Below are 17,997 nucleotides of genomic sequence, written 5' to 3' on the forward strand. Positions count from 1 at the left end.
TCATCGTCAACTTTGCGCGTGTTTGATAAAAGAAGAGCCGGTAATTATTTGAGCGAAGCTTAAATAATTACCGGCTCTTCTTTTATGTCTGTTACCTGCCAAAGAAGTATTCCCTCAATTTTGCTGAGCCACGCTGGCCCGCTCATGCTCCCCGTGCCGCCAAGCCCTCTCGCTCGTGCTCAGGTCCGATCAAAGACCGCTCTCACACACAACAGGAGACGCACACCACTCATGAAGAAACACACTGGGAAACAAGCCGTACGATCATTAGTACTGCTCCGCTCCACCTGTTACCAGGCGTCCACGCGCAGCCTATCCACCAGGTCTTCTTCCTGGGATCTTGACTCTTCGAAGAGAGTGGGAAAAGTTATCTTCGGGTCGGCTTCGCGCTTAGATGCTTTCAGCGCTTATCCCTTCTTGACGTAGCTACCCAGCTCTGGAGGAGGCCCCCCAACTGGCGCACTAGCGGTCAAGCCATCTCGGTCCTCTCGTACTGAAGATGACTCCCCTCACTTTTCCGACGCCCACGACGGATAGAGACCGAACTGTCTCGCGACGTTCTGAACCCAGCTCGCGTGCCGCTTTCATGGGCGAACAGCCCAACCCTTGGGACCTACTCCAGCCCCAGGATGCGACGAGCCGACATCGAGGTGCCAAACCTTGCCGTCGATGTGAACTCTTGGGCAAGATAAGCCTGTTATCCCCGGGGTAGCTTTTATCCGTTGAGCCACACTCCTTCCACACGGGAATGTGGGATCACTAAGCCCGACTTTCGTCCCTGCTCGGCGTGTCAGCCTCACAGTCAAGCTCCCTTGTGCCTTTACACTCTACAAAGGGTGATGTCCATCCACCCTGAGGGAACCTTTGGGCGCCTCCGTTACTCTTTGGGAGGCGACCGCCCCAGTCAAACTACCCATCTGGCCCTGTTCACGTCCCGGTTCACGGTGACGTGTGAGACACAAACCATGGTGAGAGTGGTATTTCACTGCTGCCTCCCTCACCCCCACAAGGATGAGTTCTCCGGCTCCCACCTATGCTACGCACACCATACTTCGTTTCCAGGCCAAACTGTAGTAAAGCTCCACGGGGTCTTTTTGTCCTGTCGTGGGTAACCCGTATCTTCACGGGTACTTCAATTTCGCCGAGTCCTCTGTCGAGACAGCGCTCAAGTCGTTACTCCTTTCGTGCGGGTCGGAACTTACCCGACAAGGAATTTCGCTACCTTAGGACCGTTATAGTTACGGCCGCCGTTCACCGGGGCTTAGATTCGTGGCTACGCACACCACTCCTCGTAACCTTCCGGCACTGGGCAGGAGTCAGCCCCTATACTTCCGCTTTCGCGTTCGCAGAGACCTGTGTTTTTGGTAAACAGTCGCTTGAGCCGATTTCTTGCAACCTTCTCACCACCTCCCGAGGGAGGCAGCTACGCAGGCACCCCTTCTTCCAAAGGTACGGGGTTAATTTGCCGAGTTCCTTAACAGAGGGTCGCTCGATCACCTGGGGAGATTTCCCCCTGCCTACCAGTGTCGGTTTGCGGTACGGGCGGAACAATTTCTGGCGAGAGGCTTTTCTTGACGGCCTGGGGACCAATGACTTCCGCACCCTCGCGGGCGCTCGGCCTCAGTGTTACGCATACTGTGTCCGGGATTTTCCTCGGTCACGCGCTTCAACAGAGGCACCGATCCTGTCCATTCGATCGGCTCACCTTCCCTACCGCGTCCCCCCATTGCTCATAACGAAACGTTCCGGTGCAGGATTCTCTGACCTGCTTTCCATCGCCTACGGCATGACGCCCTCGGCTTAGGGCCCGACTCACCCTGGGACGATTGACGTTGCCCAGGAACCCTCAGGCATTCGGTGTGTCTGGTTCTCGCAGACATTGCGCTACTCATTCCGGCATTCTCACTTCTCTTACCTCCACCAGTCCTTACGGTCTGGCTTCTCAGGCGTCGAGAACGCTCCCCTACCATCTCTACACAAGGTAGAGATCCACGGCTTCGGTACGATGCTTAAGCCTCGATACGTTGTCGGTGCCATTGCACTCGACCAGTGAGCTATTACGCACTCTTTAAATGATGGCTGCTTCTAAGCCAACATCCTGGCTGTTTGGGCGCATTGACCCCCTTTGACACTGAGCATCGATTTGGAGACCTTAGCCGATGGTCTGGGCTGTTTCCCTTTTGACGACGAAGCTTAGCCCCCGCCGTCTCACTCACCTGGATCCTGTCCTGGCATTCGGAGTTTAAGTAGGGTTGGTAACCCGCACAGGGCCCCTAGCCTATCTAGTGCTCTACCTCCAGGATAGTCGTTTCAGGTGGCTGTACCTCAATACATTTCGGGGAGAACCAGCTATCTCCGTGTTCGATTAGCATTTCACCCCTACCCACAAGTCATCCCCCAGTTTTGCAACACTGGTGGGTTCGAGCCTCGACGGACTGTTACATCCGCTTCACTCTGCTCATGGGTAGCTCACACGGTTTCGGGTCGCATCGCCGCTACACAGTACGCCTGTTTCAGACTCGGTTGCCCTCTGGCTCCCCAGCTTTAGCGCTGGTTAACCTGCAACGTGCGATGCACTCGCCGGATCATTCTACAAAAGGCACGCCATCAGCCCTTGGTTCCGCAACGGAACAGTGGCCTCTGACTGCTTGTGAGTACGTGGTTTCAGGGACTCTTTCATCCCCCTCTCGGGGTACTTTTCACCTTTCCCTCACGGTACTTGTTCGCTATCGGTCGCTGAAGTTCTTTAGCCTTGGAGGGTGGTCCCCCCAGCTTCCCACAAGATTGCACGTGTCTCGTGGTACTCAGGATACTTCTCACAGTCGTTCTCTCGTCCTCTACGGGACTCTCACCCCCTCTGGTGGCACGTTCCAATGCCTTCGAGTAAGAAAACGTCTGCTGATAGAAGTCCTACAACCCCGCCTATTCACGAGGAATAGATGGTTTGGGCTCTTCCCGGTTCGCTCGCCACTACTACGGGAATCTCGGTTGATTTCTCTTACGCAGGCTACTGAGATGTTTCAGTTCACCCACGATCCTCCATATCGCCTATGTGTTCAGCGATAGGTCTCCAGACATCACTCTGGAGGGGTTGCCCCATTCGGAATCTCAGGGCTCATCGCTTGGATGCAGCTCCCCCTGAACGTTTCGCCGGTCTCCGCGTCCTTCATCGGTCTTCAGCGCCAAGGCATCCACCTCGTACTCTGTTTCGCTTGTTCTGCCTTGTCTGCTTCTTCTTGTTGGTCTGTTACCCTTGTTGTATGGGATCTCGGTCTTCTTTCTTCACTGTCACGAGCTGAACATGACTTCCGTCACGGTTGAACACTTGCATGCCAACGTGCTCGCTCAGCAAAATTGAAGGAATACTTCTTTGGTTGTTCAGGTACTATGCGGGTCTCGGTACTGGTCAAAACCAGCGGCCGAACCGCTGAAGAGTGGAAGCAGGGGACAACGGACAGGTCGTTCCTGTTCGACCTGAGAGTGCAGTGCTACAGTGAGCACTGATGACTCCCTAGAAAGGAGGTGATCCAGCCGCACCTTCCGGTACAGCTACCTTGTTACGACTTCACCCCAATCACCAACCCCACCCTCGACGCCTGCCTCTCCGAAGAGTTAGCCTGGCGGCTTCAGGTGTTGCCGACTTTCGTGGTGTGACGGGCGGTGTGTACAAGACCCGGGAACGTATTCACCGTAGTGTGCTGACCTACGGTTACTAGCAACTCCACCTTCATGCAGGCGAGTTTCAGCCTGCAATCTGAACTGAGACCAGGTTTTTGAGCTTGGCTCCCCCTCGCGGGTTGGCATCCCTTTGTTTCTGGCCATTGTAGCGTGTGTGTCGCCCAAGTCGTAAGGGCCGTGCTGACTTGACGTCATCCCCGCCTTCCTCCCGTGAGGGCAGTTCCGCCTAGAAGTTGTAATAGGCAGTAGGGGTTGCGCTCGTTGCGGGACTTAACCCAACATCTCACGACACGAGCTGACGACAGCCATGCAGCACCTGTGCAAACGCCCCGAAGGGACAGCGCATTACCGCTGGTGCATCTGCATGTCAAGACTTGGTAAGGTTCTTCGCGTTGCATCGAATTAAACCACACGCTCCGCTGCTTGTGCGGGTCCCCGTCAATTCCTTTGAGTTTTAATCTTGCGACCGTACTCCCCAGGCGGACCACTTACTGCGTTTGCGACGGCACGGAAGGGGTCGATACCTCCCACACCTAGTGGTCATCGTTTACGGCTAGGACTACCAGGGTATCTAATCCTGTTCGCTCCCCTAGCTTTCGCACCTGAGCGTCAGATGCTTCCCAGGACACTGCCTTCGCCATTGGTGTTCCTCCGGATCTCTACGCATTTCACCACTCCACCCGGAATTCCGTGTCCCTCTGAAGCCCTCAAGTCTCGCCGTTTCCGAAGACCTTTCCCAGTTGAGCCGGGAACTGTCACTCCGGACGTACGAAACCGCCTGCGTGCGCTTTACGCCCAATAACTCCGGACAACGCTTGCCCCCTACGTATTACCGCGGCTGCTGGCACGTAGTTAGCCGGGGCTTATTCCTTGGGTACCGTCCTTACTCGTCCCCAAGAAAAGCAGTTTACACTCCGAAAAGCGTCCTCCTGCACGCGGCGTTGCTCGTTCAGGGTTGCCCCCATTGACGAAAATTCCTCACTGCTGCCCCCCGTAGGAGTCTGGGCCGTTCTCAATCCCAGTGTGGCTGACCATCCTCTCAGACCAGCTACCGATCGTGGCCTTGGTGAGCTCTTACCTCACCAACAAGCTAATCGGCCACAGGCCCATCCCAAGGCGCCCTTGCGAGCTTTGTTCCCGGAGGAACGTATGCGGTATTGTCGGCGATTTCTCGCCGGTATTCCTCACCTCGGGGCAGGTACCCATGTGTTACTCACCCGTCCGCCACTCCCTCTCTTGCGAGAGGGCGTTCGACTTGCATGTGTTAGGCACGCCGCCAGCGTTTATCCTGAGCCAGGATCAAACTCGCCATTCAAGTTGTGAATGTATCTTCCACACCACTGCTACACAGCGATGTAGTAAGCATTGTAAGTTTGCGTCCAGGCTAGAAGCACGTTGTCGTTACTTCAAATTGCTTGTTCGCAGAATTGACAGGAACGGTGTTCTCCGTAAGCAAGACAAGCTTACTCAACGAAGTTCCGTTGTACTTCTGCATTCCACTCTTCAGTTGTTCAGGGTGCTTCTGGTTCGTTCTTCTTTTGCTTGTTGAACCGCAACCCGGCAAACCCGTGGGCTTGCGCTTGTATTCTTGGTGTCGCTCCGGCGTTCGCGGTGTTCGTGCTCGCCGTTGACTGTGTCAGTATCGCATATGCTTTGCGCTTTGTCAAGTACTTTTCCGACCTCTTTTTGAGATGACTGAAAACTCGTTTGCAGTCGCGCAAAACCCAGTCGGCTCCCCAGCTCGTCCCCAGATGGAGACAGCACAAAACCACGTCCATTCATCATGTGAAGGAACGTGTGATGCAGCGGGGAAAAGTACCCGTGGCGAGCCACCTTAGCGTGGCACCTGGGCATCTGTTCACCTGCGCTTCAAAAGCGAGGTACAGACGCCGGGTAAATCGGACAGGAGCACCGATCAGGTCGGTGATTGTCGCTGTTTACCATGTGTTGGAGCGAAGTGCATTATCCCACAGCTGTGTTGTACTGTCAAACAATGCGAGAAATCGGTACTATTGGTAGGCATATTGTTCCGGACGCAGTATATCGTGGTGCGAACGTGGTTAGCCATCACACTCAAATATAAATATGATAATGTTCTGACTTGCCCTAAAGCATGTTAATCGCTCGGGCCGCTACAATAACGATCAATGACATGGCGATCAGGGCCTGGGCCATCATTAAGGCTTTAATACGGCGCGTCAGGGGCATCGTATCGGTGGGGCTGAGCGCAGTTGCCGTGGTAAAAGCCACAAAGAGATAATCAAGATAGTGAGGCGCCCAACTGCCATCATTTCCACCTATTTGTTGAGGAAATTGCCAATCAACAGCCTTGTGACCGGCCTGGTGACGCTTGATAGGCCCTCCTCCATCCACCTCCCAGTACCAGAGTGAGAAAACAAGAATGTTAAACAACCATAGCACAATGGCTGATGAGAAGAGGGCCTGGGCATGCTTATCCGCTGGTAGAGTCACAATAAGCAACAAGACACCAATAGCCAGGGCCACCGTCACCACTCCCAGCGTAAGTAATGCCAGCAGGCGGGTCGTGAAATGAGGGAGGCGCCGTCCAAGCAAACGCGCAATGATCACTGGGCATAATGCTACAATCTCAATCGCCAACAAAAGCCAATCAGGACCCAGGCGCAATTTCGCGGGTAGGAAGAAATAAAGCACACCTAGCACCAGAGAGCCAAGGATTGCGGCCCAGCGGGGGGCTACTACTATACCTTCAGGCAGATCTCGTCGCGCTGGATCTGTAAGGTCGGGATTTAAGGGTCTGTTCTCTTCAGTCGAGCGCATAAGCTGTCTCTCCTCCTCAATATAGCGAGTTGCCTCTCTATTGTATTCCAGTATACGGGCTGTGTGAATATTGTCTACCTCTGTGTGTTACGATTTCGCATCAGCAAGCGTGTACTGCTAATATTTCGACCTTTACTGATGAAAGGAAAACTGTTATGCATGAACCTATTATCGAGAGTCACTTGCAGCAATACACACAAGCCTGCAACTACTGCCATGCTGTCTGTGAGCAAACTTTGCACTATTGCCTCCACAAGGGAGGACGCCTCCTGCAAGGCGATTGTGTACAGGCGCTAATCGACTGCTCGCAAATCTGCCAGCTTACGCAGGATCTCACGCTACGCCAGTCGCCGCTTCAGGAGCGTGCACGCGATCTCTGTGCTGAGGCTTGCCACCGGTGCACCCAGACCTGTCAGCAGTTCCAGGAAGATGCCCAGATGCATGCCTGTGCCAACATGTGTCAGCAGTGCGCGACTGCATGCCAGTAAATGCTTCACACAGGCACAATTTCGCTAGTTGACGCCCCCATCTTCTTCGGGAGGCTCCATGTGGAGCGTAATCGTATCTAAGCATGGAAAGCGCTGCCGCAGATCACGCTTGACCTCTTCGGCCTGGATATGTACCTGGCTTACAGGGGCATGCGCTTGAAAAATCAGGTGGAACGTCAGGTCGAGTTGAGACATATCCTCGAGGGTTATGCCTTCCCGCGCCCGCCCCCCCTCATCCTGAGCGCAATAGAGGTGAATATCATGCGCCCGTTCCCTACCCACTTTTTCATCTACCCGCTGGCGGATCGCGTCTACCAGTTGAGGATATGTTGCCGTGACCTCATTGCGCACGGCGACATGGGTCTCTGGCGCTTCTAAATGCGTGGTCACGCGCTGGATCTGTGGTTCAGAGGCGACAATGGTCTGCTCAAAGTGTGACGCCTGAGCATGGGCCTCCTGCAGTGACAGGTCTGTGGGGACCTCCAGGTCGACATCGGCTTCCAGGCGACTACCCACGGCGCGCAGGTGAATATCATGGATATGCACGCCCTGGCTCTCCGCCAGGCGATACAGGCGTTCGGCAATTGTCTCACCTGGCGAACGCATCGGCTCTGCATGCACGACAATATCGGCCTCCGCTTGCTCAGCCTGCTCATGTACAGCCTGGCTCACCGCATCCTCAACCTGCTCGCTTACCATGTGCGTCTGCTCAAAAGTCAGGGTGCGCGCGACGGCGATGGTGATCTCGATGAAGTACGTGTTGCCAGCTTGGCGTACGCGTAAGCGACGGATTTCTAGCACCTCAGGTAGAGTTCGCACATGCCCGGTGATCGGCAAAATAAGCGCGTGCGGAGCCTTGTCCAGCAGGGCATCAAGTGTTTCTTTCGCCAGTTGCACGCTCACCCAGATGACAATAAATGAGACGACCAGGGCGGCTACCGCATCAGCCTGAGTCAGCCATGCAGGGAGATGCAACGCATTTGCGACAAGCACGATAAACAGGCCAATAATCACTACCGCCGAACTCCAGATATCGGTGCTGAAGTGTAAGGCATCGGCCTCCAGGGCCTGGCTACCCACTTTGCGGGCTACGCGCAACAGGACGCGTGAGCGTGTGAAATCAACCACAATGGAGATGCCCATCACCACAAAAGCCCAGATGCTAATTTCAACATGCCCTTCGTGGTACAGCAAACGACGTACGGCCTCATAAATGATCCAGAGCGCCGTTACGAGCAATAGGACCGCCTCTAGAAACGCTGAGAGATTCTCAATCTTTTCATGCCCATAGTGATGCGACTCGTCGGCTGGACGCGAGGCAAAGCGAACGGCGAAAAACGTCATCAGCGCAGCGATCAAGTCTAGTCCAGAGTGCGCCGCCTCAGCCAGAATGCCCAGGCTACCAGTCAATAAGCCAACGACCAGTTTCAAAGCCGTCAAGCCTATGGCTGCTCCTACCGAGGAGAGTGCGACCACATTCTTCTCGCGTTGCATTGCTTGCTTCTGTTTTTGCCGCTCTTGATCCGATACTGTCACAAATTCCTCACAAGCTCATCTTCAGATGCCTGGTTCTGCTATCGCTGACCAGATACTGTCGTAAATTCCTCACAAGCTCATCTTCAGGCCCCTATTGGCACCACAGGTGTGAAAGGGTTCTCGGCCGCCATTGTATCTGATACAGAATATCTATGTCCATAGAAAATGCAAAAATATAATTTTTAGTTTAATAAAAAGAAAGTTTCATAGCACATGTATTCGCTGGCCAATAGCACCCCAGGCCGTAAAGTATGATATAGTGGCAAAGTATATTGATAAATATCGTTTTTCTTTTCTAGAAAAGAGGTCCTTCGTGGTCAGGGATACCAACAAGCATGAAAGTTTTATTCCGCGCATACCCGTCCAGAGTGAGACCCTCTTTGCCACCTACTTTCCCGCAACACCAGCGATCTCACCCGATGGGCGCCAGGTAGCCTATACGCTCTGGTCATTTGAAGGAGAGCAGCAGAAAAGGAGCGGGCGCATCTGGCTGGTTGATACGCAGGGCGGTGAACCAGTCCCCTTTGGTGGAAACAACAAGAGCGAGTGGGGAGCCAGCTGGTCGCCTGATGGCAAAGAACTGGCCTTCATGGCCCTTGATGGCGAGCCAGAGCTCCCACAGCTCTTCGTGCGCGCCCTTGATGGGAAGAGCAAAGCCCGGCGTATCTGTAGCATGTCACGAGGATTGGAGGAGCCAATCTGGTCGCCTGATGGCTCACATATTGGCTTTCTCGCGCGTACTGGTCAAGAGCCTGACAAGGATCCACTGGTCCTGGCGCCCGCATCACATCAGCGTCTCTGGGCCGTTCATCGCCACGGCGACACTCCTCGTCCTCTTACTCAGGAGAATATTACGGTCTGGGAGTATGCCTGGTCGCCTGATGGTAAGCACGTGGCTATTTATTATTCTACTGGCCCAGATGATACCGATTGGTACCGAGGACAGATAGGCATCGTCTCCATACAGGGGGGCGCGGTGCGACAGCTAACCAAACTGGCGCGCCAGGCTAGTGGCCTTGCCTGGTCGCCTGATGGTACACGTCTGGCGTATATCTCGGGCGAATGGAGCGATCCCTGTCGCGGCGGGGGAGATATCTTTGTCATCAACGTCGCGGGAGGTGAGGCGCGCAACCTCACGCCGGGCATCGATTGTAGTCCAGGCTGGTGCCGCTGGCTCCCCGAGGGCGAGCAGTTGCTCTATGCAGGCTGGTATGGAGCCAACGCCCAGCTTGGACTGATCAATGAGCAGGATGGCGCCATTACCCTGCTAGAGCGCGAGAACCGGGAGTGTATCCTTGATCTCAGCATCGGCTTTCCAGGCGTGAGCGCCGATCTCAAACACCTGGTCTCTGTACGCTCCTCTTCGACTCAGCCCTATGAAGTCTGGCTAGCGGACATTGCTCAGGAGACAGCCCAGTTGGCCTGGAGACGTCTGACCCACGTCAATAAGCTCCAGGAAGAGACGCTGGCCCTGTCGCCCAGTCAGGAGATCCGCTATCCCAGCGTCGATGGCTGGCTGATCGATGCCATCTATACGCCGCCTCCGCACTGGAGCGGAGATAGTTTGCCCCCTCTCTATGTTGAGGTACATGGCGGTCCATCCTGGGCACGCCAACATAGCTGGTCACCCTTCGTGCAATTCCTGGCGGCGGCAGGCTTCGCGATCCTGCAACCTAACATGCGCGGCAGCTGGGGACATGGAGTCACCTTCGCGGATGCCGTCCTGGGCGATATGGGCGGCAAAGATTTTCAGGATATTCTGCATGGAATCGACTATCTCGTAGAGCAGAAGCTAGTGGATGGCGAACGCGTCGCCATTGGTGGTTGGAGTAATGGTGGCTTCTTGAGTGGCTGGGCGATTACGCAGGAGCCAAAGCGCTTCAAAGCAGCTCTTATCGGCGCAGCTATCATTGATTGGATCGGCATGCATGCAGGCTCAAATATTCCCGATGCCGATACGCGCCTGCTTATGCAGAATCCCCTGGAGAATCCCGAGGCCTATCTGCGGAACTCGCCCCTGGCCTTCGCCGGGCGTATTGAGACCCCCTCGCTCATCCTGCATGGCGACGCCGATCCAGCCGTTCCCGTAGCACAAGCCTACGCCTTCTACCGCGCCCTACGCGAGCGCGGCGTGCCTGTCGAATGCGTTATCTATCCCCGAGAGGGCCATGGACTAAGCGAGCGCAAGCATATCAAAGACTACTACGAACGCCTGCTACACTGGCTGAAGCGCTATGTGTAGACAAGGGAGATAAAGTCAGAGCTGAAGCTCCCCGCGCTAAAGCGCTGGGGGTTCCAGGGATTCGTTCCACGCTTCCAGTCCTTCCCACTGATGCAGGAAAGCTGGCTCTTGTGGTGGTTCCCCTGGACTTTTGGGCAGACGCGCTCCAGCTCTGGGGATGCCAAAGCTTCGGGGCAAGGACTGCCCCTCTCTCGCGCGTTGTGCTAGACGCTCGTGTGCTGCCCGCAGGCGCGCTTCCGCACCCTCCCAATACGCTTGGTGCCGGACACACGAGGGAGTGGGTTCTGCTGGATCGAGATAGGCGGCAAGGAAGGCCGAATACAGGTCGCGTTGCACCGGTCCTACGCCGCATTCGCAGTGATGCCAGCGCTGAGAAAGCGGCTTCTTGACCCGTCTGCCACAGCCGTGGCACCATTGGCTCAGCGCCGTTGTGCGTGTGGGAACCTCGACCAGGGTGCCGCCCGTGCTTGCAACGGTGCGTCTCAGGAGTTCCACAAACATCCCTGGTGCTCGCAGTCCCACACTCTTGCCGAAACGTTTCTGCCATGCTTTGTAGGAGACCTTTTCGAGGATGATGGTCCTGCCCAGCGCGACCACCTCGTGCACCTTGCGCCCATGTAGGCTCTTGCGGTGCGCCGCCAGCTTGCGCTCTCTGGTCGCCTTGCGTCGCCGGGTGGCTTGGTAGCGCTTGCTGTTCTTCCAGGGCAGACGCTTCTTCCCCTGTTTCTTAACGCGCCCCTTCTCGTCGTAGTGCTCTGGATTGCCCGCTCGCCGCTGCCGATCCATCTGCCGCTGCAAACGGCGAATGGCACAGGCCTCAGGAGCCAGTTCCGCGCAGAACACCTGCAAGCTCGCCTCCCCTTGCTGGGGAACGAGCGCCAGGGTCGAGGGTCCCAGGTCAGCCCCAACGATGCCCTGGCCAATCGTGTGCTTGGGTTTGTGGTGGGGCTTGCCCTCCAGGGCCAACTGCACGACGTAGCGAGAGCCCTGTGCATCGGCTCCGGCCGCTCTGGGGCTGCTGGCGGGACGTTGGATGAGGCGGGCGTACTTGATGCGGTGCCTCAAGCCATGGGTCACCACCTCATCCTTCCAATTGATGAGGGCGGGCATCTGGTCTCCGTTCCAGAGCAGATAGCCGGCGTTGCCTTCAGAGGCGGGCTGCAGGACAAAGCGGAGACTGGTATCGTTGCGCTTGTTCTCGATGCTGGAGAGGCCACGTCCTCGGCTCTTGAAACGCAACCGTTTCCCCTTGCCCAGACAGACGCGATTGAGAGCACGGTAGGCGCGAGTGGCCAGGGTTTGGGCGAGCACGGCCTCGATGTGTTCGGCAATCCAACCCACGCGCAGCCCCTTGACGGCTTCATGCAGGGCGGCTTCGGAGAAGCCATGCGCCTTGCGCAAGGCGGAGAAGGCTGCCGCTCGTTCCGCTTTGTGGGTGCGAGGAAGGGCGCGGGCCTCTTGCCAGGCGGGGTCAGACCGCATGCGGCGCAGGCGCTGTTGTCCTTGGGAGAGGATAGCGTTGTAGAGCTGACGAGCGGCTTCCAGATGAGCGCGCAGGCGGGCGGCTTGCCCTGCATCAACGGCCAGGGGCAGTTCCAGCAGAAAGGTGGGCGTCGCCGGTCGCTTCTCCTGCTGTTCCTTCTGTTTGTGTTGTCCCTGACACTTCTTCGGCATTGTGGCCCCTTCTTCGAACATACACGTGATCTCGATCCACTGACGTCTATTGTACCAGAGGAACGGGAAGAACGCAAGTTCTAGGTATCTGACCCTGCTCTCTTTCCTCTCATCCAGCAGAGGCAGCGATTCATCCCCGGCATCAATGACCGGGGCTTTCTCGCCGCGTTCTCTGTAAAGAATATGAGAATAGAGCATTGGCATCCGCCAGCGCTCTATTCTTAAACGTTTGGTGTGAATTCCGATAGGTTGTTCACCATGCAAGTAGCTCAGCAAACGCTAAAGGAGCCTCATCGCGTTGCAAGTTGAACCAGATACAAAAATTGTGCAAGGCTACTTTCGCAGCCAAACAAGCTTGAAAACCAGTCAGATCATGGGGCCGTTCGCGCGCCAAGCGGAAGGTGTTCAAGAGCTTGTCATTGACCGTCTCAATAATTTGCCGCAGATGAGCAAGCCAACGGCGCAAGGCTTTGGGCCAGTGCTGCTTGCTGCTCTGATGCGGTGGAGTAATCAGATCCACCTGATAGCGCTCTTGGAAGGTGCACCTGGGCCGCTCTCCGCGAACCCTTTATCCGCGACATACGATCCGCGAGCAGGCCGGCCAGCGCTCGGCAACTGGGGCGAAAGGGTATGTCGTGCAGCAAACAATGTCATTGCCAGATGCTGATCATGCGTACTCGCGCTGCCAAACCCAAAGCCGGTGATCACTCCCTGCTCTGTCACGCTGAGCAGCAAATGGAAGCCTTCGTACCAACCAACGCGATTACTCCAACCAATATCCGCCTGACCAGCCAGCCAGCCCAGGCCACGGCGTTTGGCATCACGCGTGGGAGCAGCGGTGCTATCGAGTACTTCATACGCCGTGTCTTGTGCTCGCAACAACTGCACCACAAACAGGGCAAAGGCCGTGATCTCGTCGCGATAGCTTCGTTGCAGCCGATTGAATTGGCTGCGATTGGGCAACTGGGGAAACGCCTTGCGCAAGTGATACTCCGCGTAACGGTAAAAGGCGCGTTCGCTGGGAAATTGCACCCATTGCCCAAACAAAGCCAGGGTGATCACCTCACTTCGGCTCAAGGACGTTTGGGGGCCAGGTCTGGGCTTCTCTGTTCCCGGCTTCGACTGGCAAAATTATCGACCATGACGTACAGTGTTGTTATGAAGGTCTCCAGGTCCATCATCAGCGAGTTCCTTTTCTTACGAATTGGTTTGGTAAGCTCACTGTACGGCCTGGAACTCTTCTTTTTCAAGCCTTTTCTAACTCACACCAAACGTTTAAGATACACTAATCGTTACCAACTAAGCTGGAATCGCCGACCAGTTCACTGAGTGCATGCTGAATATTAGCGATGCTGGAGAAAGAGGCACGATTGAGAAAGCGAGCGGGAAACTCTACTTCAAATTCATCTTCCAGGGCGAGCATGACATTCACGCTTGCATGAGAAGAGAGTCCGGCATCATAGAGATTCGCATCGTCGCTCAGCGTGTCTACATTGATTGGTAAACGCGCATTCTCACGTAAGATAGTTCGAATACGTTCATTCATTTTTGTTCTAAGTCCCTTCTATGAGAGAAATAAAGAAAGATAAAAACGATATATATACAGGAGCATCCAACGTTTAGCTGGATACAAGGTCGGCAATCACGATAGCTGTAGCATACTCTATTTCATGGCTCATACTGAGAGAAAGAGCATAAATTCCCCGTTGCTCCGCCAGTTCAGCAGCTGTACGATGGAGAACAATATCGCAGGCTCCATCCGGAGCGCGTCTGACTTCGATCTCACGCCAACCGCCCCAAAAAGGTTCAGGGCGCAGGATCTTCACCGTTGCCTCCTTCGCCGCGAAGCGCACGGCGAAGCTCTGAGCAACCGCTTGAGAACTGGTATGGCTGCAACAATAGGCCTGTTCTTCTTCAGTAAACAGACGGTTTAGGTAGATTTTGCCAAAGCGTTCAATAGATTCTTGGATATGTTTTACAGGTACGAGATCTATACCCACCCGATATGGTGATGCATGCATATATTTGCTATTTTTCGATCGCTATGACGACTTCTTCGAATATTGCCCATTATAAAAGTCTTCAATTGTACATGTCAATCTTTTCTCTTTTCTCGAGATCGAATATACCGGGTGGGACCAAAGGGTAAAAGGACATTGCCTTGCCATAGTGGTACAGTGCAGCCTCTGAAGCCCTTGCTGGCGATTTTTCTCTGTTGACGAAACAGATGGGCTATATTATAGTGCGATAGATAAAGTACGGCATATGTCTTACAGCATTGGTATCCATTAGTCTCAAAAACAGTGCACAGCTACAGGGCTCCCTTAAGGAGCCATGTATTGATAAATAAAAATTCCTATTCTAGATCTATATATCCCATTTTATTCCGCTCTTTGCGTTTACTCAAACTACAATATCCATGTCTTTATGCTTCCTAAGCACAACAAAGGAGACTTACCTCTTTAATGGAAACTATTCATTCTGTTGCCGAGGTTATTTCAAATCGAGATGACCTGATCCAAAAAGTACGTCTTATCGGCAAAACAATCGCTCAACCGGCAGCGGCCAGTGTGGATGGCGAGGCGCGTTTTCCTCACGAAGCTATAGACGCGCTACGCCAGGCACGTCTCCTCTCGCTCTATATTCCTCGCCAATATGGCGGTGACGAATGTAGTTTTAGCGACTTGATTGCAATCGCCCAAACCCTCTCGCAATACTGTGCCTCAACGGCAATGATCTGGGCTATGCATCAGATTCAAGTAGCCTGCCTGGTCCACCATGAACAAAACTCCCCCTTCTTTCAGCAGTATCTACGCGAGATCGCCGAGCACCAGCTTCTCCTGGCATCAGCCACCTCCGAGGTAGGCGTGGGCGGTGATATTCGCAGCAGTGTTGCCGCGGTCGAGCAGGATGGAGAAGGCTGCCGTCTCTTCAAAAAAGCCACCACGGTCTCCTATGGCTTATATGCGGATGGCTACCTGGTAACGGCCCGCCGCTCACCTGAAGCGGCTCCTGGCGACCAGGTCTTTGTACTACTCACCCGCCCCACGACCCAGCTAGAGCAGACTGGAACCTGGAACACATTTGGCATGCGCGGCACCTGTAGCCCGGGCTTTAATATCACCTCTACCTTCCCTGCGGAACAGGTTTTGAGCACATCTTTCGCGGATATTGCTCCCCTGACGATGGTTCCCTTCTCGCACCTGCTGTGGGCTGCCTGCTGGCAAGGTATCGCCATCGATGCCTTTGCGCGTGCACGCAAGTTTATGCAATCCAAAGCTCGCCAGCTCAGAACCACCTCCCTGCCAGGCGATGGGCGACTGGTTGAGGCCAATAGTAACCTGCAATTGATGCGCTCTACGCTCGCTACCGCGGTACAGGAGTACGAAGATATCCTGCGCGATCCCGAGCACGCGGCGGAGAAAGCCTCCGACATGGGCTATAGCATCCGACAGAACAACGTCAAAACTCTTGCCTCACAACTTGTGATACAGGTGGTGCAACAGGCTCTCTATATTTGCGGCATGGCCGGCTATAAAGAAGACTCCCCCTTTAGCATTGGGCGCCACTTGCGCGATGCCTACTCCGCCAGCCTTATGATCAGCAATGATCGCCTCAATACCACCAATGCTGCCCTACTGCTCGTTCATAAAGAAGAAGCATAGAAAGTAGATAGAAGAAGATGGCGCAAGAGTTTTCAGCCCACGAAAGCACGTTTCTTGACCAGTTAATTGCCCATGGCCTGCTTATTCCTTCTGGCGTGCAGGGCATCTATGGCAAAAGCGGCGTGATGGAGAATGTTATTTGCCGTATTGACGAGCTACTGACCGATATCGGGCGCGAGATGAGCGCGGATATTATGCGCTTCCCACCCGTCATGAACCGGGTAACCGTTGAACAGACAGGCTATATGAAGTCTTTCCCTCAGTTGCTGGGCTCGGTTCACTCCTTCACTGGCAAGCATCGCGAGCATCAACAGTTGCTGAACGCGATGGAAGAGGGCCAGGACTGGAGCCAATCCCTCCCCTCAACGCAGGATGTCTTGATCCCAGCCGCCTGCTATCCAGTCTATCCTACCCTCGCAGGCACGCTTCCGGAAGATGGACGCCTGGTTGACGTCTGCTGCTTCTGCTTCCGCCACGAGCCTTCGCCCGATCCCGCCCGCATGCAGTCCTTCCGCCAGCACGAGTTCATTCGCATCGCGGACGCCCACACGGTTGAGCAGTGGCATGGCGAGTGGATTAAACGAGGCGACGCGTTCCTGCGTTCACTGGGCCTGGAGCCAGTAGTCGCACCCGCCAATGATCCCTTCTTCGGTCCCGGCGGACGCCTGCTCGCAGCCAGCCAGCAGGAGCAACAGCTAAAATTCGAGCTTCTCTCACCCATCAATTCAAGCGAGCATCTGACCGCCATCTCCTCCTGCAATTATCACCAGGACCACTTCGCGAGCAAGTTTGGCATTTATACCGCTAGCGGCGAGATCGCGCATACCTCGTGCATCGGCTTTGGCCTTGAACGCATCGCCCTGGCCCTCTTCCGCAAGCATGGGCTGGATACCGCTGAATGGCCCGTTGAAGTGCGAAAAAGGTTGGCCATATGAAACATCTTGTGACGAGTATCGATGTTGAGAACTATACGCCGCACTGGCTCCATAGCAGCACCAATCACTGGCCACAGTCCAATTGCTATGTAGATCTATGGATTGAAATTTTGCATACTCTGCATGTCAATCCCCTGGCCTGCTTCGCCTTTACGCTCTCCATCGATTTTGAGGGAGATCAGTGGACGTTTTTCAAGTTCCCCATTCATGATCTCTTCTTACTCTATGGCATCGATGTCCAGGAATTGAATATCTGGAACGCGCTTTTGCCGCAGATCTGTGAGCAGGCAAGCCGAGATCGCCTGGCACTTGTAGAGGTCGATGCCTTCTATCTGCCAGATGTGAGCGATACAAATTATCATCGCATGCATGAGAAGACCACGATTGGCGTTCAATCTATTGATCCTGAGGTGCGTGAACTCCATTACTTCCACAACAGCGGCTATTATAGCTTGCAAGGCGAGGATTTCGATGGCATCTTTCATCCAGATGCACAGGTGGGTAGGACGGTGGTTCTCCCTCCCTACGTCGAGTTTGCCAAATTTGACCGTTTACAGCGCCACGCGGATCAAGAATTGTCCATGTTAGCGCTTGAGCTATTACGCGGCTATAGTCGACGTATCCCATCAGCCAATCCCTTCACGACCTATAGCCAGCACTTCCAGGCGCATCTGGCAGCGCTCCCTGACCTGCAAGCCTATCACCAATATGCCTTTGCGACCCTGCGACAGTATGGCGCCTGTTATGCCTATGCCAGTCTCTTCCTTCAATGGCTGGCAGACTACCAGGGCGCCCATTTCAAAGAGGCTGCGGCACACCTGGAGGCTATCTCCAGCGGCACTCAGGTCTTCCTGCTGAGGGCCGCGCGCGTGGTCAGAAACAAGAAACCCCTGGACCATCTCCCCTACTTTGAGGAGATGGCGATGCACTGGGATCAAGCCATGCAGCATATTCTCGCCAATCTGGCATAGGAAGAAAGA

General features: G+C 54.8%; 12 protein-coding genes and 2 rRNA genes. 5 read left to right on the top strand and 9 right to left on the bottom strand.

Annotation, left to right across the window (positions count from 1 at the left end; all coding sequences use genetic code 11):
• Positions 1 to 247 precede the first annotated feature (247 nt).
• From KRAC_RS46180 to KRAC_RS46190, 3 genes are all read right to left on the bottom strand, one after another.
• Positions 248 to 3,218, bottom strand: a 23S ribosomal RNA gene (locus KRAC_RS46180).
• A 297-nt stretch (positions 3,219 to 3,515) separates the two neighbouring features.
• Positions 3,516 to 4,993 (bottom strand): 16S ribosomal RNA (locus KRAC_RS46185).
• The 16S and 23S rRNA genes sit together here, the layout of an rRNA operon.
• A 791-nt stretch (positions 4,994 to 5,784) precedes the next feature.
• Positions 5,785 to 6,477 carry a DUF1345 domain-containing protein gene (locus tag KRAC_RS46190; RefSeq protein WP_007919174.1) on the bottom strand — a complete coding sequence of 231 codons (693 nt, stop codon included), beginning with the start codon at positions 6,475 to 6,477 and terminating at the stop codon, positions 5,785 to 5,787.
• Positions 6,478 to 6,632: 155 nt separating this feature from the next.
• On the opposite strand from KRAC_RS46190, the gene KRAC_RS46195 reads away from it, so the two are divergent.
• A complete protein-coding gene (locus tag KRAC_RS46195; RefSeq protein ID WP_007919176.1) occupies positions 6,633 to 6,965 on the top strand; it encodes a four-helix bundle copper-binding protein in 333 nt (110 codons plus the stop codon).
• 24 nt (positions 6,966 to 6,989) lie between these two features.
• Here the strand turns inward: KRAC_RS46195 and KRAC_RS67810 are convergent, their stop codons facing one another.
• Positions 6,990 to 8,501 (bottom strand): cation diffusion facilitator family transporter, encoded by a 1,512-nt coding sequence (locus tag KRAC_RS67810; RefSeq protein WP_007919179.1) that lies wholly within the window; start codon positions 8,499 to 8,501, stop codon positions 6,990 to 6,992.
• 313 nt (positions 8,502 to 8,814) lie between these two features.
• On the opposite strand from KRAC_RS67810, the gene KRAC_RS46205 reads away from it, so the two are divergent.
• A complete protein-coding gene (locus KRAC_RS46205; RefSeq protein ID WP_040447224.1) occupies positions 8,815 to 10,743 on the top strand; it encodes an alpha/beta hydrolase family protein in 1,929 nt (642 codons plus the stop codon).
• A gap of 36 nt (positions 10,744 to 10,779) precedes the next feature.
• On the opposite strand, the gene KRAC_RS46210 is transcribed toward KRAC_RS46205, so the two are convergent.
• From KRAC_RS46210 to KRAC_RS46230, 5 genes are all read right to left on the bottom strand, one after another.
• Positions 10,780 to 12,417: a zinc ribbon domain-containing protein gene (locus KRAC_RS46210; protein ID WP_075164625.1), complete on the bottom strand. Its 1,638-nt coding sequence runs from the start codon at positions 12,415 to 12,417 to the stop codon at positions 10,780 to 10,782.
• 253 nt (positions 12,418 to 12,670) lie between these two features.
• Positions 12,671 to 12,937, bottom strand: a complete 267-nt coding sequence (locus KRAC_RS74935; RefSeq protein WP_040447227.1) for a hypothetical protein — start codon at positions 12,935 to 12,937, stop codon at positions 12,671 to 12,673.
• Positions 12,928 to 13,479 carry a hypothetical protein gene (locus KRAC_RS74940; protein ID WP_211221449.1) on the bottom strand — a complete coding sequence of 184 codons (552 nt, stop codon included), beginning with the start codon at positions 13,477 to 13,479 and terminating at the stop codon, positions 12,928 to 12,930. The genes KRAC_RS74935 and KRAC_RS74940 overlap by 10 nt, the downstream gene beginning before the upstream one ends.
• A 223-nt stretch (positions 13,480 to 13,702) precedes the next feature.
• The gene (locus KRAC_RS46225; protein WP_007919184.1) at positions 13,703 to 13,963 is read right to left on the bottom strand and encodes an acyl carrier protein; all 261 of its coding nucleotides are present in this window, start codon (positions 13,961 to 13,963) and stop codon (positions 13,703 to 13,705) included.
• A 73-nt stretch (positions 13,964 to 14,036) separates the two neighbouring features.
• Positions 14,037 to 14,438 carry a holo-ACP synthase gene (locus tag KRAC_RS46230; protein ID WP_007919186.1) on the bottom strand — a complete coding sequence of 134 codons (402 nt, stop codon included), beginning with the start codon at positions 14,436 to 14,438 and terminating at the stop codon, positions 14,037 to 14,039.
• A 444-nt stretch (positions 14,439 to 14,882) separates the two neighbouring features.
• On the opposite strand from KRAC_RS46230, the gene KRAC_RS46235 reads away from it, so the two are divergent.
• The 3 genes from KRAC_RS46235 to KRAC_RS46245 are packed head-to-tail and all read left to right on the top strand — an operon-like array spanning position 14,883 to position 17,988.
• Entirely contained in the window at positions 14,883 to 16,082 is a 1,200-nt protein-coding gene (locus KRAC_RS46235; protein ID WP_007919189.1) for an acyl-CoA dehydrogenase family protein, read from the top strand.
• A 17-nt stretch (positions 16,083 to 16,099) separates the two neighbouring features.
• Positions 16,100 to 17,017: an amino acid--[acyl-carrier-protein] ligase gene (locus tag KRAC_RS46240; RefSeq protein ID WP_007919190.1), complete on the top strand. Its 918-nt coding sequence runs from the start codon at positions 16,100 to 16,102 to the stop codon at positions 17,015 to 17,017.
• Entirely contained in the window at positions 17,014 to 17,988 is a 975-nt protein-coding gene (locus KRAC_RS46245) for a DUF1839 family protein (protein WP_007919191.1), read from the top strand. The genes KRAC_RS46240 and KRAC_RS46245 overlap by 4 nt, the downstream gene beginning before the upstream one ends.
• Positions 17,989 to 17,997 lie beyond the last annotated feature (9 nt).

This window comes from Ktedonobacter racemifer DSM 44963, assembly GCF_000178855.1.
Taxonomy (GTDB): domain Bacteria; phylum Chloroflexota; class Ktedonobacteria; order Ktedonobacterales; family Ktedonobacteraceae; genus Ktedonobacter; species Ktedonobacter racemifer.